Annotated in this window: 14 protein-coding genes and 2 tRNA genes; 2 read left to right on the top strand and 14 right to left on the bottom strand. The window is 51.3% G+C overall.

What is annotated here, in order from left to right:
• The 6 genes from QZF50_RS18435 to gltI form a co-directional block, all read right to left on the bottom strand.
• The coding region (locus tag QZF50_RS18435) for an Hsp70 family protein (RefSeq protein ID WP_290388940.1) at nucleotides 1–375 on the bottom strand (375 nt) is incomplete at its 3' end.
• An 83-nt stretch (nucleotides 376–458) separates the two neighbouring features.
• A complete protein-coding gene (gene rihA, locus QZF50_RS18440; protein ID WP_001207522.1) occupies nucleotides 459–1,394 on the bottom strand; it encodes a pyrimidine-specific ribonucleoside hydrolase RihA in 936 nt (311 codons plus the stop codon).
• Between the two features lie 117 nt (nucleotides 1,395–1,511).
• Nucleotides 1,512–2,237, bottom strand: a complete 726-nt coding sequence (gene gltL / locus QZF50_RS18445; protein ID WP_000631384.1) for a glutamate/aspartate ABC transporter ATP-binding protein GltL — start codon at nucleotides 2,235–2,237, stop codon at nucleotides 1,512–1,514.
• On the bottom strand, nucleotides 2,237–2,911 hold the full coding sequence (gltK, locus tag QZF50_RS18450) for a glutamate/aspartate ABC transporter permease GltK (protein WP_000272824.1): 675 nt from the start codon (nucleotides 2,909–2,911) through the stop codon (nucleotides 2,237–2,239). Before gltK ends, gltL begins: the two co-directional genes overlap by 1 nt.
• Entirely contained in the window at nucleotides 2,911–3,651 is a 741-nt protein-coding gene (gene gltJ, locus QZF50_RS18455; protein ID WP_000020944.1) for a glutamate/aspartate ABC transporter permease GltJ, read from the bottom strand. The genes gltK and gltJ overlap by 1 nt, the downstream gene beginning before the upstream one ends.
• Before the next feature lie 169 nt (nucleotides 3,652–3,820).
• Nucleotides 3,821–4,729, bottom strand: coding sequence for a glutamate/aspartate ABC transporter substrate-binding protein GltI (gltI, locus tag QZF50_RS18460; protein WP_001177084.1), 909 nt, complete (start codon nucleotides 4,727–4,729; stop codon nucleotides 3,821–3,823).
• Between the two features lie 454 nt (nucleotides 4,730–5,183).
• Between gltI and QZF50_RS18465 the strand changes: the two genes are divergently transcribed.
• Nucleotides 5,184–7,061, top strand: coding sequence for a rhomboid family intramembrane serine protease (locus QZF50_RS18465; RefSeq protein ID WP_001471213.1), 1,878 nt, complete (start codon nucleotides 5,184–5,186; stop codon nucleotides 7,059–7,061).
• Between the two features lie 77 nt (nucleotides 7,062–7,138).
• Here the strand turns inward: QZF50_RS18465 and lnt are convergent, their stop codons facing one another.
• From lnt to miaB, 5 genes are all read right to left on the bottom strand, one after another.
• Entirely contained in the window at nucleotides 7,139–8,677 is a 1,539-nt protein-coding gene (gene lnt / locus QZF50_RS18470) for an apolipoprotein N-acyltransferase (protein WP_290388941.1), read from the bottom strand.
• A gap of 24 nt (nucleotides 8,678–8,701) precedes the next feature.
• Nucleotides 8,702–9,580, bottom strand: a complete 879-nt coding sequence (gene corC / locus QZF50_RS18475) for a CNNM family magnesium/cobalt transport protein CorC (RefSeq protein ID WP_001278605.1) — start codon at nucleotides 9,578–9,580, stop codon at nucleotides 8,702–8,704.
• Nucleotides 9,581–9,669: 89 nt separating this feature from the next.
• Complete coding sequence (gene ybeY / locus QZF50_RS18480; RefSeq protein WP_000084469.1) at nucleotides 9,670–10,137, bottom strand: rRNA maturation RNase YbeY; 468 nt, start codon at nucleotides 10,135–10,137, stop codon at nucleotides 9,670–9,672.
• Complete coding sequence (locus QZF50_RS18485) at nucleotides 10,134–11,174, bottom strand: PhoH family protein (RefSeq protein WP_001018040.1); 1,041 nt, start codon at nucleotides 11,172–11,174, stop codon at nucleotides 10,134–10,136. Before QZF50_RS18485 ends, ybeY begins: the two co-directional genes overlap by 4 nt.
• A gap of 152 nt (nucleotides 11,175–11,326) precedes the next feature.
• Complete coding sequence (gene miaB, locus QZF50_RS18490; protein ID WP_000162739.1) at nucleotides 11,327–12,751, bottom strand: tRNA (N6-isopentenyl adenosine(37)-C2)-methylthiotransferase MiaB; 1,425 nt, start codon at nucleotides 12,749–12,751, stop codon at nucleotides 11,327–11,329.
• Nucleotides 12,752–12,896: 145 nt separating this feature from the next.
• Between miaB and ubiF the strand changes: the two genes are divergently transcribed.
• On the top strand, nucleotides 12,897–14,072 hold the full coding sequence (gene ubiF / locus QZF50_RS18495) for a 3-demethoxyubiquinol 3-hydroxylase (protein ID WP_000184573.1): 1,176 nt from the start codon (nucleotides 12,897–12,899) through the stop codon (nucleotides 14,070–14,072).
• A 153-nt stretch (nucleotides 14,073–14,225) separates the two neighbouring features.
• Here ubiF and QZF50_RS18500 read toward each other — a convergent pair.
• The 3 genes from QZF50_RS18500 to asnB all read right to left on the bottom strand — a co-directional run.
• Nucleotides 14,226–14,300 (bottom strand) — tRNA-Gln (locus QZF50_RS18500).
• A gap of 48 nt (nucleotides 14,301–14,348) precedes the next feature.
• A tRNA-Met gene (locus QZF50_RS18505) sits at nucleotides 14,349–14,425 on the bottom strand.
• 380 nt (nucleotides 14,426–14,805) lie between these two features.
• Nucleotides 14,806–16,104: asparagine synthase B (gene asnB, locus QZF50_RS18510; protein WP_290388942.1), on the bottom strand; the 1,299-nt coding region annotated here is incomplete at its 5' end.

A 16,104-nucleotide genomic window follows, 5' to 3' on the forward strand; every position in this document is an offset into this window, starting at 1 on the left:
GAAATAAGCCGGAACGGAGATCACCACATCTTTAATCGGACGTTGCAGAAATTCTTCGGCATCTTCTTTTAATGAGCGTAATACCAAAGAGGACAGTTCTGGCGCGTTAAATGTGTCGCTGCCTAACCGCCAGTTGGTATTACTGCCCATTGCACGTTTAAATAACGCTGCCGTTTTATCCGGATGCGAAGTACGCCGTGATACAGCCGGTTTTCCGACTAAAATATGATTATTTTCATCCATGCTAATTATGGATGGTGTTAAATATTCACCGAACTTATTTGGAATTAATTGCGCGGCACCGTCTTTCCAGACGGCAATTAAACTATTGGTAGTGCCGAGATCGATACCAATGGCGAGTTCTGCATTATCCATTGCATTTATATCTTGAAAGAAAAAGAGATAAACAGATTAAGACCACCCAGGTAACGCGTGGTGATCTTAATCAATGACGTGTGTTAAGCGTAAAATTTCAGACGATCAGCCAGTAAATCAACAAAGCCCTGACGATCAACATCGACCATTACAGTGGCATTCGGTTTATTGCCAGTCAGATAATAATAATCAACAACCGTCATACCCTGGCTATATTTCCCCTGTGTTTCCACGCCAACCCAGCGCTCAACAGTGGTAAACAACTCGGGTTTCAACAGCCAGGCGATGGTGCATGGGTCATGCAGCGGTGCACCGACAAAGCCCCATTTTTCGTCTTTATGATATTCGAGGAAGAAATCCAGCAGTTCGGCAACAATGGTTGAAACAGGGTTGCCAATCGCGCGGAAACGCTCGGTGTCTTCAACGTGGATTTGTGCTTTGTGAGTAACATCCAGACCGGCCATCACCACTGGGATCCCTGACTGGAAGACAATTTCTGCCGCTTCCGGGTCAACGTAAATATTAAATTCAGCCGCAGGCGTCCAGTTACCAAGCCCCATTGCGCCGCCCATAATCACGATACGGGCAATTTTGCTATGCAGTTCCGGATGGCTATTGAGCAGCAAGGCAACGTTAGTTTGCGGTCCGGTAGACACAATCGTGACAGGTTCCGCACTTTCGCGCAGCGTTTTCGCCATCAGCTCTACCGCCGTACAGTTTTGCGGTGCGAACGTCGGTTCCGGTAATGCCGGGCCATCCAGACCGCTTTCGCCGTGCACATTGTCCGCGATAATCAACTCACGCATTAACGGTTTTACCGCGCCGCCTGCTACCGGAATATCGGTGCGATTAAGCAAGGTCAGCATACGCAGAACATTGCGTAAGGTTTTTTCTGGTGTCTGGTTTCCGGCGGAAGACGTAATTGCTTTGACATCAAGCTCTGGTGAGGCGAGGGCGAGAACTATTGCGATAGCGTCGTCATGACCTGGGTCGCAATCTAACAGAATTGGCAGTGCCATTGTTGCTCCTTGTTGTGTGCTTCTTTGCGACAAGGGTAACGCCAGGATGTAACAGATACGAGGGGCGAAACGATAAAGCGTGAGATGGCGCGCACTTGGGTATGCGCGCCAGAGTGATTAATGCAGGATTTTCGCGAGGAAGTCTTTCGCGCGGTCCGATTTCGGATCATCGAAGAAAGCGTCTTTCGGCGAGTCTTCGACAATTTTACCCTCGTCCATAAAGATCACCCGATTCGCCACTTTGCGGGCAAAGCCCATTTCGTGGGTCACCACCATCATGGTCATTCCTTCGTTCGCCAGTTCCACCATCACGTCCAGCACTTCGTTGATCATCTCCGGATCCAGCGCCGATGTCGGTTCGTCGAACAGCATCGCAATAGGATCCATACACAACGCGCGAGCGATTGCCACACGCTGCTGCTGACCGCCGGAAAGCTGCGCCGGAAATTTATTGGCATGTGCGGAAAGTCCCACGCGCTCCAGCAATTTCAATGCTTTTTCACGAGCGGGCGCTTTATCGCGTTTAAGCACTTTCACCTGCGCCAGAGTCAGGTTTTCAATAATCGACAAATGGGGGAACAACTCAAAATGCTGGAACACCATCCCGACGCGGGAACGCAGCTTTGCCAGATCGGTTTTCTTGTCATTAACCACGATACCATCGACGGTGATTTCACCTTGCTGCACTGGTTCGAGGCCGTTGACGGTTTTAATCAGCGTTGATTTGCCGGAACCAGACGGGCCGCAAACCACCACCACTTCGCCTTTTTTCACTTCGGTTGAGCAGTCGGTCAGCACCTGAAAGTGACCATACCATTTTGAAACATTTTTCAGGGTAATCATTATGCTGTCCTTCTTTTCAAGTAGCTGACCAACAACGACGCGCTAAGACTAATAACGAAATAAACAAATCCGGCAAATAGGATCATCTCAACCTGCGTACCATCACGCTCACCAATGGTTGAGGCGGTACGGAAGAAATCGGCCAGAGATAACACATACACCAGTGAGGTATCCTGGAACAGTACGATGCCCTGAGTGAGCAGAAGCGGCACCATCGCGCGGAACGCCTGCGGCAGAATAATCAGTTTCATCGACTGCCAGTGAGTCATTCCCAACGCCAGCGCGGCGCTCGACTGACCACGAGAAATACTTTGAATACCAGCACGGATAATCTCTGAATAGTAGGCCGCTTCAAACATTGAAAACGCCACCATCGCCGAAATTAAACGGATATCATTTTTTGGTGATAATCCCAGCACGTTTTGCAGAAAACCTGGCACGATCAGGTAAAACCACAGCAAAACCATAACTAAAGGAATCGAGCGGAATACGTTAACGTAGGCTTTGGCAAACCACGCTACGGGCGCAAAGCTGGACAAGCGCATCACCGCCAGCATGGTGCCCCACAAAATACCAATCACGACTGCCGTGACGGTGATTTTCAGCGTGATCACCAGCCCGTCGAGCAGATATGGCAGGGAAGGGACAATGGAACTCCAGTCAAACTCGTACATTATTTGCCCCCCATGTTGCCAGGCAGGCGAACTTTACGTTCAACCAGCGTCATTACCAGCATGATAACCGCGTTAATCAACACATACGCCAGCGTAATAGCGGTAAACGACTCCCAGGCGTGGGCTGAGTAATCAAGCAATTTACCCGCCTGCGCCGCCATATCCACCAGACCAATAGTCGAGGCGATGGCGGAGTTTTTCACCAGGTTCATCATCTCGGAAGTCATCGGCGGGACGATAACGCGATAAGCATTAGGCAGCAGTACGTATCGATAAGCCTGCGGTAGCGTCAGGCCCATCGCCAGCGCGGCATTTTTTTGCCCACGCGGCAACGACTGAATGGCGGCGCGTACCTGTTCGCAAACACGGGCGGCGGTAAACAGCCCCAGGCAGAGCATGGATGAAAGGAAAAACTGAATATTGGGATCCAGCTCGGCCTTAAACCACATACCGATTTTCTCTGGCAGCAACTCCGGGATCACCAGATACCAGGTAAAGAATTGCACAATCAACGGCACGTTGCGGAACAGTTCGACATACAACGTACCCAGACCGGAGAGAAAACGGTTTGGAACGGTACGTAAAATGCCGAAAAATGAACCGACGAGGAAAGCGATAATCCAGGCGCAGATCGACAAAGCGATCGTCACCTGAAAACCACTCCAGATCCAACCAAGATAGGTGGTGTTGCCGAACGGGGCTTGTTGTAAAAAAATACCCCAGTTCCAGTCTATAGACATAAATCTACTCCAGAAAAAAGAGGGTAGCAGCGTTAACTGCTACCCTCGAAGATTGTTACCCAGCGTATTGCGGTTTTCAGGCCCGATGGGGAACGACCATCAGGCGTATAGTCTGTCCGTGCTACGTAACAATCGAGAGGGCTGGAATTTCCGCCCCTGGTTCTTGTAATTAGTTCAGTGCTTTGTCATTCGGTTCTTTGAACAGTGCTTTCATTTCGTCTGACAGTTCGAAATTCATGTTCAGGTTTTTCGGCGGAATTGGATTTTTGAACCATTTATCAAACCATTTTTCCGCTTCACCGGAAGTCTGCACCTGAGCGATAGTGTCATCCATCAGCTTTTTGAACTGCGGATCATCTTTACGCAACATGCAACCGTAGGCTTCCTGAGACTGCGGCTTGCCGACGATATCCCAGTTGTCTGGTTTCTTCGCTTTCGCACGTTCACCGGCCAGCAGAGCGTCATCCATCATAAAGGCAACGGCACGACCGCTTTCCAGGGTGCGGAAAGAGTCACCGTGATCTTTGGCGCTGATGATGCGCATATTCATTTTTTGCTCTTCATTCAGTTTGTTGAGCAAAACTTCAGAGGTAGTGCCGGAAGTGACGACTACGGCTTTGCCTTTCAGGTCGGCAAAATCTTTGATATCGCCGCCCTTTTTGGTCAACAGGCGCGTACCGACCACGAAAATAGTGTCAGAGAAAGCCGCCTGTTTTTGGCGTTCGACGTTGTTGGTGGTAGAACCACATTCAAAATCGAAAGTGCCGTTTTGCAGCAGTGGAATACGGTTTTGTGAGGTAATCGGAATCAGTTTTACCTGCAAGTCCGGTTTGTTGAGTTTCTTTTTCACTGCTTCAACAATGGCGTTGGAGTAATCCTGCGAATAACCCACCACTTTTTGCTGATTGTCGTAATAAGAGAAAGGTACTGAAGATTCACGGTGACCGACGACAATCACACCGTTTTTGGCGATTTTGTCCAGCGTACTGCCTGCTGCCGGGGCGGCGTCATCTGCCTGTGCCAGTCCTGCGGAAAGCGCCAGGGCGAGGATTGCTGTGGCAGGTTTACGTAATTGCATATCCAACTCCTTTATCTTCTGCGTTAAGAACGCATGGATACCCGTTGTGAGTGTTTGTGTTGTTATCGTCTGCAACTTTATTGTGCAGTGTTGTGCTTGTTAGGTAACATTTAGTTTGGCTAAATGTAAAGATATTGATGTTTTATTGTTTGTTTTTGCGAGGTGCACCGCACCATTCCGAAGCAAAATTCTTAAAATGCACTCTTTTGGTGCTACCGCTGATTTGTGGTGGTGCAACCCGGTTGCGTCGCGGCTGATTTCATTGCTTACACAGTAAATAAAGCAACTTACATGCCAAAAAATACTTAGGGGTGAATTAATTACGATTGTAATTTCAGGCTGAAAAAGTCATATTTCGGACAGAGTTATCTTTTCGGCATGGGACGTTTGCCGGGATGATAACTGTACACGGGAAAAATGCTTTTTACCTGTCTTTTCAAGGAAGAAACACCTTATGTCTGCATCTTCGGTTAAGCCGTTAAATGTTCAATTACCCGCAATAACCCTTATCCTTTTTGCGCTCTGTGTTGGGATATTTTGTTACCTCGCACAATGGATGAGTTATGAAGAAGTCGATCAATCCGCACTCATCCATCTCGGTGCTAACGTTGCTTCTCTCACGTTGTCGGGTGAATCCTGGCGCTTATTTAGCAGTGTCTTTCTGCACAGTAGTTTTTCCCATTTGCTGATGAATATGTTTGCACTCCTGGTGGTGGGGGCAGTGGCGGAACGGATACTGGGAAAATGGCGACTTCTGATTATTTGGTTATTCTCCGGCGTCTTTGGTGGGCTCATCAGCGCCTGTTATGCGTTACGCGATAGTGATCAGATAGTCATCAGCGTTGGGGCGTCCGGGGCAATTATGGGAATAGCTGGCGCTGCGTTAGCAACACAGCTTGCTTCAGGTGCGGACACATACCATAAAAACCAGCGGCGAGTATTTTCTCTGTTGGGTATGGTGGCGCTGACACTGTTGTATGGTGCCCGGCAAGCAGGAATAGATAATGCTTGCCACATTGGCGGCCTGATTGCGGGTGGCGCGTTGGGTTGGCTGAGCGCGCGTTTATCTGGGCAAAACCGACTCGTTACGGAAGGCGGGATTATTGTTGCGGGCAGTCTTCTTCTGACCGGGGCTATCTGGCTTGCGCAGCAGCAGATGGATGAGTCAGTTTTACAAGTCAGGCAAAGCCTGCGTGAAGCGTTTTATCCACAGGAGATTGAACAAGAGCGACGGCAAAAAAAGCAGCAGTTAGCGGAGGAACGCAACGCCCTCAGGGAAACATTATCCGCTCCGGTAAGTCGTGAACAGGCCAGTGGTGATTTGCTCGCTGAGATTGCCGATATCCATGATATGGCGATCAGTCGGGATGGTAATATGTTGTATGCCGCAATTGAAAACACGAACAGCATTGTTGTTTTCGACCTCGGACAAAAGAAAATCCTGCATACCTTTACAGCGCCCATAGCGAAAGAAAAGTCAGTCAAACATTGTGGTGGCTGTAAAGATCAGGGCGTCAGATCGCTGGCATTAAGCCCGGATGAAAAGTTGATTTATGCGACTTCATTTGAAGCGAATGCGTTATCGGTCATTAACGTGGCGACAGGGGAGATTATTCAATCGATTACCACCGGTGCACATCCTGACAGCCTTATCCTCTCGCGTGATGGTACAAAAGCCTGGGTGATGAATCGCACCAGTAATAGTGTGTCAGCGATTGATCTGGTGACTTATCAGCATGTGGCGGATATCCCGCTGGAGAAATACGACGGGACGGGGACGAGTAATAAACCTGGTGCCTGGGTTATGGCTCTTTCCCCGGATGAAAAAATATTGTTGATACCCGGTATGGTCAGAGGTGACATTGTACGCATCAATACCATCACGCATCAGAAAGAAAGCTATCCGGCTAGTGATGCGCGAGGAACGATATCGGCGATGCGTTTTCGACCTGAAAACGGGGATGTAATTTTTGCCGACAGCCAGGGGATTTCACGTATAAGCGTAGGGGATCAACAAGCCAGCATTATGACGCAATGGTGTAGCAGGAGCGTTTATTCCGTTGAGGGTATTAGCCCGGACGGTCAGTATTTAGCGTTGGTGTCATATGGCCTGCAAGGTTATGTCATCCTGCTCAATATTAATGCCGGGCAGATTATTGGCGTTTATCCTGCCAGCTACGTTAATCACCTTCGTTTTTCAGCGGATGGTAGAAAAATATTTGTTATGGCGAAGAACGGGTTGATCCAACTGGACAGGACGCGCTCGCTTGATCCGCAGGCAATTATTCGTCATCCCCAATATGGCAATGTGGCTTGTATCCCTGAACCGTAAGAAAAAGGGGCATGATAACCATGCCCCAAAGCTCAATGAGAAAGTACGTTTTGCTCATGCAGGATACATCAGGCACATCAACGTTTACGTGCTCGCAGACTCATCAGCACAGCGGCAAAACCAAACAGTGCCGTCAGCACCCACAGCGGCCAGTTGCCGGTACGTGCGTATGGTGTGAGTCCGGTGGTCGGCGTCACATTAGTGGGTAACACCTCGCGGGTGAACTGCGGGATCATCGCCTGAATCTCACCCTGCGGGCCAATCACCGCCGTAATGCCGTTGTTGGTGCTGCGCAACAGTGGGCGCGCCAGCTCCAGCGCACGCATTCGCGCCATCTGGAAGTGTTGCCATGGACCAATAGATTTACCAAACCACGCATCGTTGGAGATAGTCAGCAGATAGTCGGTATCCGGGCGGAAGTTATCGCGCACTTGCTCGCCAAGAATGATCTCGTAGCAAATGGCCGCAGTAAGCTCAATACCATTTACCGACAGCGGCGGCTGGATATATGGCCCACGGCTGAACGACGACATCGGCAGATCAAAGAACGGTGCTAACGGACGCAGAATCGACTCCAGCGGGACAAACTCGCCAAACGGCACCAGATGGTTTTTGTTATAGCGATCGGCTGATTCGTAGCTGTACGGTGCACCTTTACCCAGTGTGATGATGGTGTTGTAGGTATCGTAGCGGTTCTGCTTATTGAGACGCGCGTCGACAATCCCGGTTACGAGCGAGCTACCTTTATCGCGCAACTCACCGTCCAGTGCTTTGAGGAACGGTTGCTGATTAATTTCCAGATCGGTTATCGCCGACTCCGGCCAGATAATCAACGATGATTTGCCCATCAGCGGAGCCGTTGCGTTGTAGTAAATCTTCAGCGTATTAAGAAGCTGATCTCCATCCCATTTCAGTGATTGCGGAATATCGCCCTGAACCATCGAAACCTGAATGGTTTTCTCCGGTTGTGGGGTAAACCATTGGATGTAACGCAGCGGGAAGGGTAGGGCAAACAGCACGACGGCCACCACCAGCGGACGCCAGTTGCGTTTGACCAACGCCAGTGCCAGCAGGCCACTAACCATCATCAGCAGGAAGTTAATGGCTTCCACGCCCATTATCGGTGCCAGCCCTTTTAACGGGCCATCAATCTGGCTATAGCCGAACTGTAACCACGGGAAGCCTGTCAGTACCCAACCGCGCAGAAACTCGGTCACTTGCCAGAGAGAAGGGGCGGCAATCGCCACGCGCAGCCAGGTGGTTTTCGGCCACAGACGCGACAGCACGCCAGCAAACAGTCCGGTATACAGCGACAAATACGCCGCCAGCAGCACCACCAGGAAGATGTTAACCGGGCCAGGCATCCCGCCAAAGGTCGCGATGCTGACATAGACCCAGTTAATACCGCTGCCAAAGAGGCCAAATCCCCAGCAAAAGCCAATAGCGGCAGACTGGAGTGGACGGCGGTTAAAGGTCAACGCCTGAAGCCCCATCAACGAAATAATCGCCGCAGGCCAGACGTCGTAAGGAGAGAAGGCCAGCGTTCCGCAGGCACCGAATAATAACGCCAGCAGCAGGCGAATGCGCTGGCGTTCAATTAATGAGGCAAAAGCCATGTAGTTATCTATCCAGTTTCGGTTTTATTCATCCAGCTTCGGCTGGGGTGAGTCATCCGGGATTTTGACATGAACCTGAATAATACGCCGACTGTCGGCCATCGCCACTTTGAACTGGTAACCGTCGATGTCGATAGTTTCGCCACGCGCCGGAAGATGCCCAAATGCCTGCATCACCAGACCACCGATAGTGTCAACCTCTTCATCGCTAAAGTGGGTGCCGAACGCTTCGTTGAAGTCTTCAATGGAAGCCAGTGCGCGCACGGTCCAGGTATGACGACTCAGCTGACGGAAGTCGATATCATCTTCTTCGTCATACTCGTCTTCAATCTCACCAACAATTAGTTCCAGGATGTCTTCAATGGTCACCAGACCGGAAACCCCACCGAATTCGTCAATAACGATCGCCATGTGGTAACGCTGAGAGCGAAACTCTTTCAGCATCCGGTCTACGCGCTTACTTTCAGGAACGACAACCGCCTGACGTAACACTTTGTCCATGCTGAAGGCTTCAGCATCGCTGCGCATAAACGGCAGCAAGTCTTTCGCCATCAGAATCCCTTCAATGTGATCTTTGTCTTCGCTAATCACCGGGAAACGTGAGTGGGCGGACTCGATGATGACATCAAGGCATTCGTCCAGCGTCTGGTTGCGTTTCAGGGTAATCATCTGGGAGCGGGGGATCATGATGTCGCGAACGCGTTGGTCTGCGATGTCCATCACCCCTTCGAGCATATCGCGCGTATCTTCGTCGATAAGGTCGTTCTGCCCGGAATCACGGATCAGCGCCAGCAGTTCGTCACGGTTTTTCGGTTCACCGTGGAAAAGTTGGCTGAGTAACAGGGAGAAAAATCCCTTCTTGTTGCTTATCGTGTCACTACTGTGTGAATTGTCGTCGCTCATGGCGTCGTATGGGTTCTCATGTTAGTTAATCAAAACGCCGTCGTTAATCACCAACGGCGGGGACGTCTGCCAGTCAAATGCCTGGCAAATTATTCTTTCTCGGCAATGTACGGATCCTCATAGCCCAGAGCAAGCATAATCTCTGTTTCGAGGGCTTCCATTTCTTCTGCTTCGTCATCTTCGATGTGATCGTAACCTAACAAATGCAGACTGCCGTGCACCACCATATGCGCCCAGTGCGCCTCCAGTGGTTTGCCTTGCTCCTGAGCTTCCTTCTCAACCACCTGACGGCAGATAACCAGATCGCCCAGTAGCGACATTTCCATGCCAGGCGGCACTTCAAACGGGAAGGAGAGCACGTTGGTCGGCTTATCCTTACCGCGATAGGTCAGATTCAGACTGTGGCTTTCGGCGGTATCGACCACGCGAATAGTCACTTCCGATTCTTCCTGAAACTGCGGGATCACCGCATTCAGCCATGTTTGAAACTGGCTCTCTTCCGGTAACCCGGAATTATCTTCACATGCCAGTTGTAAATCGAGGATCACCTGACTCATTTTTGTTCCTGTTCTTCGCGCTTGCGTTCTGCCGCCAGCGCCGCTTTTCGTTTTTGTTCGGCTTCTTCCCAGGCTTCATAGGCGTTAACGATACGCGCCACCACAGGGTGACGAACCACGTCTTCGCTGTGGAAGAAGTTAAAGCTGATCTCTTCGACATCGGCCAGCACTTCGATGGCGTGACGTAAGCCTGATTTAGTATTACGCGGCAGGTCGATCTGTGTGACGTCGCCGGTGATAACCGCTTTTGAGTTAAAACCGATACGGGTCAGGAACATCTTCATCTGTTCGATGGTGGTGTTCTGGCTCTCATCGAGAATGATAAACGCGTCGTTCAGCGTACGACCACGCATATAGGCCAGCGGCGCGACTTCAATAACGTTGCGCTCAATCAGTTTCTCAACTTTCTCAAAGCCCAGCATTTCAAACAGCGCGTCGTACAGTGGGCGCAGATACGGGTCTACTTTCTGGCTTAAATCGCCAGGCAGGAAGCCCAGTTTCTCACCGGCTTCGACCGCCGGACGAGTCAGCAGAATACGGCGAATTTCCTGACGCTCCAGGGCATCAACTGCTGCAGCGACTGCCAGGTAGGTTTTACCCGTACCCGCCGGGCCAACGCCGAAGGTAATGTCATGGTCGAGAATATTGGCGATGTACTGCGCCTGGTTTGGCGTGCGCGGCTTAATTACGCCGCGTTTGGTTTTGATATTGACCGCTTTGCCGTACTCCGGCACGCTCTCCGCACTTTGCTCCAGTACTCGCGCTTCTTTAATCGCAAGGTGGATCTGTTCCGGTTCGATATCCTGAATCTGACCGCGCATCGGGGCTGTATCGACATACAGGCTACGCAGAATGTCTGCCGCAGCGGTGACGCAAATCGGACGGCCGGTCAGTTTAAAGTGGTTATCGCGGCGATTGATCTCGATGCCGAGACGGCGTTCGAGCTGCTTGATGTTGTCATCAAACGGGCCGCACAGGCTCAACAGACGCGCGTTGTCTGCTGGCTCCAGGGTGATTTCGCGAGTGTCTATGTTCAAACCGTTCCTCTTATCTGTATGCCGCCGGAAGCTGAACATTCACCGGCCTATAAGGAAATTATTCACGCCACAGGAAAAAGGCGCAAGCATTGCGATAAAGATGGGGATAAAGAGAGAAAAAACAAGGCCCACCGGAACGGCAGGCCTGAGAATTACGGCTGATAATAACCCACGCCAAGGTCGTTTTCTTTGCGGGTGCGGGCAATCACCGACTCCGGTGTTTCTGCCATGCGCAGACCCATTTCATCTTCAGTTCGCACCACTTTACCGCGCAGAGAGTTCGGGTAGACGTCGGTAATTTCTACATCGACGAATTTACCGATCATATCCGGCGTGCCTTCGAAGTTGACCACGCGGTTATTTTCGGTACGCCCGGAAAGCTCCATGATGCTCTTACGCGAAGTCCCTTCTACCAGAATACGCTGGGTGGTGCCGAGCATCCGGCGGCTCCATGCCATCGCTTGCTGATTGATACGTTCTTGCAGAATATACAGACGTTGCTTCTTCTCTTCTTCCGGAACATCATCAACCATATCGGCGGCTGGTGTACCCGGACGTGCAGAGAAGATAAAGCTGTAGCTCATGTCGAAATTGACGTCGGCAATCAGCTTCATCGTTTTCTCGAAGTCTTCGGTGGTTTCGCCAGGGAAGCCAACAATGAAGTCAGAACTGATCTGAATATCCGGACGCGCCGCACGCAGTTTACGGATGATCGCTTTGTACTCCAGCGCCGTGTGAGTACGGCCCATCAGGTTCAGAATGCGATCGGAACCGCTTTGTACCGGCAGATGCAGGAAGCTCACCAGCTCAGGCGTGTCGCGGTACACTTCGATGATATCGTCGGTGAATTCGATCGGATGGCTGGTGGTAAAGCGAATACGATCGATCCCGTCGATCGCAGCAACCAGACGCAGCAGATCGGCAAACGATCCGGTGGTGCCGTCGTAGTTTTCACCACGCCAGGCGTTCACGTTCTGACCGAGCAGGTTGACTTCACGCACGCCCTGAGCAGCAAGCTGGGCAATCTCAAACAGAATATCGTCAGACGGACGGCTTACCTCTTCACCACGGGTGTAAGGCACCACGCAGTAGGTACAATATTTATTGCAGCCTTCCATGATGGAGACAAACGCGGTCGGCCCTTCGGCGCGCGGTTCCGGTAGACGGTCAAACTTCTCGATTTCCGGGAAGCTGATATCTACAACCGGGCTGCGGTCGCCGCGCACGGAGTTGATCATCTCCGGCAGACGGTGCAGCGTTTGCGGCCCAAAAATAATATCGACATAGTGGGCGCGCTGGCGAATGTGCTCGCCTTCTTGCGATGCCACGCAGCCACCGACGCCGATAATCAGGTCTGGATTCTTCTCTTTTAACAGTTTCCAGCGACCCAACTGATGGAAGACTTTTTCCTGAGCCTTCTCGCGGATTGAGCAGGTGTTCAGCAGCAGCACATCCGCTTCTTCCGCCACGTCGGTCAGTTGATAGCCGTGGGTGGCATCCAGCAGATCGGCCATCTTCGATGAATCGTACTCGTTCATCTGACAGCCCCAGGTTTTAATATGGAGTTTTTTGGTCATCGACTTGCTCTTGCGAAATAGTAGCCAGGAATGCAGGGCGCATAGTGTAATGCTTTGCTGCCGTTGTGACCAGTATGAGCGTTATCAGCCCTTGGGGGTAAAAATCCTGTAAACTTAAAGCATATTGCTAACAGGATGATTGACCATGACAAATCAACCAACGGAAATTGCCATTGTCGGCGGAGGAATGGTCGGCGGCGCACTGGCGCTGGGGCTGGCACAGCACGGATTTTCGGTAACGGTGATCGAGCACGCAGAACCTGCACCGTTTGTCGCTGATAGCCAACCGGACGTGCGGATCTCGGCGATCAGCGCCGCATCGGTATCATTGCTTAAAGGGTTAGGGGTCTGGGATGCAGTACAGGCTATGCGTTGCCATCCTTACCGCAGACTGGAAACGTGGGAGTGGGAAACGGCGCATGTGATGTTTGACGCCGCTGAACTTAAGCTGCCGCTGCTTGGCTATATGGTGGAAAACACCGTCCTGCAACAGGCATTGTGGCAGGCGCTGGAAGCTCATCCGAAAGTAACGTTACGTGTGCCAGGCTCGCTGATTGCATTACATCGAGATAATGATCTTCAGGAGCTGGAACTGAAGGGCGGTGAAGTGATTCGCGCGAAGCTGGTGATTGGTGCTGACGGCGCAAATTCGCAGGTGCGGCAGATGGCGGGAATTGGCGTTCATGCCTGGCAGTATGCGCAGTCGTGTATGTTGATTAGCGTACAGTGTGAGAACGATCCCGGCGACAGCACCTGGCAGCAATTTACCCCGGACGGACCGCGTGCGTTTCTGCCGTTGTTTGATAACTGGGCATCGCTGGTGTGGTATGACTCTCCGGTGCGTATTCGCCAGTTGCAGAATATGAATATGGCGCAACTCCAGGCGGAAATCGCGAAGCATTTCCCGTCGCGTCTGGGTTACGTTACACCGCTTGCCGCTGGTGCGTTTCCGCTGACGCGCCGACATGCGTTGCAGTATGTGCAGCCGGGGCTTGCGCTGGTGGGCGATGCCGCGCATACCATCCATCCGCTGGCGGGGCAGGGGGTGAATCTTGGTTATCGTGATGTCGATGCCCTGATTGATGTTCTGGTGAATGCCCGCAGCTACGGTGAAGCGTGGGCCAGTTATCCTGTCCTCAAGCGTTACCAGATGCGGCGCATGGCGGATAACTTCATTATGCAAAGTGGTATGGATCTGTTTTATGCCGGATTCAGTAATAATCTGCCGCCGCTGCGTTTTGTGCGTAATCTTGGTTTGATGGCGGCGGAGCGTGCTGGCGTGTTGAAACGTCAGGCGCTGAAATATGCGTTAGGGTTGTAGCCTTACAACATTGCCGGATGCGTGCCAACCGTAGGTCGGATAAGACGCGGCAGCGTCGCATCCGACATTGAAGGATAAGACGTGTCAACATCGCATTCGACATTGAATGAACGCAGAAAAGCAAAAAGCTCGCCGAAGCGAGCTTTTTTAATGTGGCTGGGGTACGAGGATTCGAACCTCGGAATGCCGGAATCAGAATCCGGTGCCTTACCGCTTGGCGATACCCCAACAAATTGGTTTTTGAATTTGCCGAACGTATTCGACACATTCAGAATTTGGTGGCTACGACGGGATTCGAACCTGTGACCCCATCATTATGAGTGATGTGCTCTAACCAACTGAGCTACGTAGCCATCTTTTTTTTCGCGATACCTTATCGGCGTTGCGGGGCGCATTATGCGTATAGAGCCTTGCAGCGTCAACCTCTTTTTCAAGGAAAATTGCTCGAAAGTGACTGTTTGGTTAGGTTGCGAACAGCGTGGCGCTATATTCGTCAATTATTGTTTACTTTGTGTTTTTTCCCCACCCTACAGCCATTCTTTTGTCGTACAGGATGAAATTCGGAATTCAACAATAGTGGTGGGAAATTAATCTATGAAATACTGGCCTACAGTGATGAGTTGTCAAACAGTGATGTGGCAAACCCGGAACATTTCCTTACTGCATATCAGAATTAACAAGCACCTCAATAACTGAAACAGCCCCGGATTTCACCGGGGCTGTTTCGCATTTCTTACTTATACGCCGACTGGTGAACGCCAACCGCACGACCAGACGGATCGTCCATTTTCTTGAACGCCTCATCCCACTCAATCGCTTTAGCGGAAGAACACGCGACGGAAGGACCGCCAGGCACGCACTCAGCGGCGCTCGGAAGCGGGAACAGTTCTTCAAAGATCTCCCGGTACAGATACGCTTCTTTTGAGGTTGGCGTGTTGTACGGGAAGCGGAAGCGGGCAGTTTCCAGTTGCTGATCAGAAACCTGCTGCGCCGCCACTTCTTTCAGGGTGTCGATCCAACTGTAACCGACGCCATCGGAGAACTGCTCTTTCTGCCGCCAGGCCACGCTTGCGGGCAGGTATGACTCAAAACATTCACGCAGGATGTGTTTTTCCATTTTGCCGTTACCGCACATTTTATCCTGCGGGTTAATGCGCATCGCCACATCAAGGAATTTTTTGTCGAGGAACGGAACGCGTGCTTCCACGCCCCAGGCTGACATCGCTTTGTTGGCGCGCGCGCAGTCATACATATGCAGGGCCAGCAGTTTACGCACCGTCTCTTCATGCAGTTCTTTGGCATTCGGTGCTTTGTGGAAGTAAAGATAACCGCCAAACACTTCATCAGAACCTTCACCGGACAGCACCATTTTAATGCCCATTGCCTTGATCTTACGCGACATTAAATACATCGGTGTTGAAGCGCGAATAGTTGTCACATCATAGGTTTCGATGTGGTAAATCACGTCGCGGATGGCATCCAGACCTTCCTGTACAGTGAAGTGAATTTCGTGATGCACCGTGCCCAGATGGTTTGCCACTTCCTGGGCTGCTTTCAGATCCGGTGAACCCGGCAGACCTACAGCAAAGGAGTGTAATTGCGGCCACCAGGCTTCAGAGCGTTCCTGATCTTCCACGCGACGGGCGGCGTATTTCTTGGTGATCGCGGAAATAATTGAGGAATCCAGACCACCCGAGAGCAGCACACCGTAAGGAACGTCAGACATCAGATGGCTTTTAACGGAATCTTCCAGTGCCTGACGCAGCTCGTTTTTGTCGGTCACGTTATCTTTCACTGCATCAAAGTCGAACCAGTCGCGATGATAATAAGAACGGATTTCGCCGTCCTGACTCCACAAATAGCTCCCCGCCGGGAACTCTTTAATCGTGCGGCAAACTGGCACCAGGGCTTTCATTTCTGAGGCCACATACAGCTGACCGTGCTCGTCATAGCCCATATACAGTGGGATGATCCCCAGATGGTCGCGACCAATCAGATATGCATCTTTTTCGCTGTCGTACAGGGCAAAGGC

This window comes from uncultured Escherichia sp., assembly GCF_948475835.1.
Lineage (GTDB): Bacteria > Pseudomonadota > Gammaproteobacteria > Enterobacterales > Enterobacteriaceae > ECMA0423.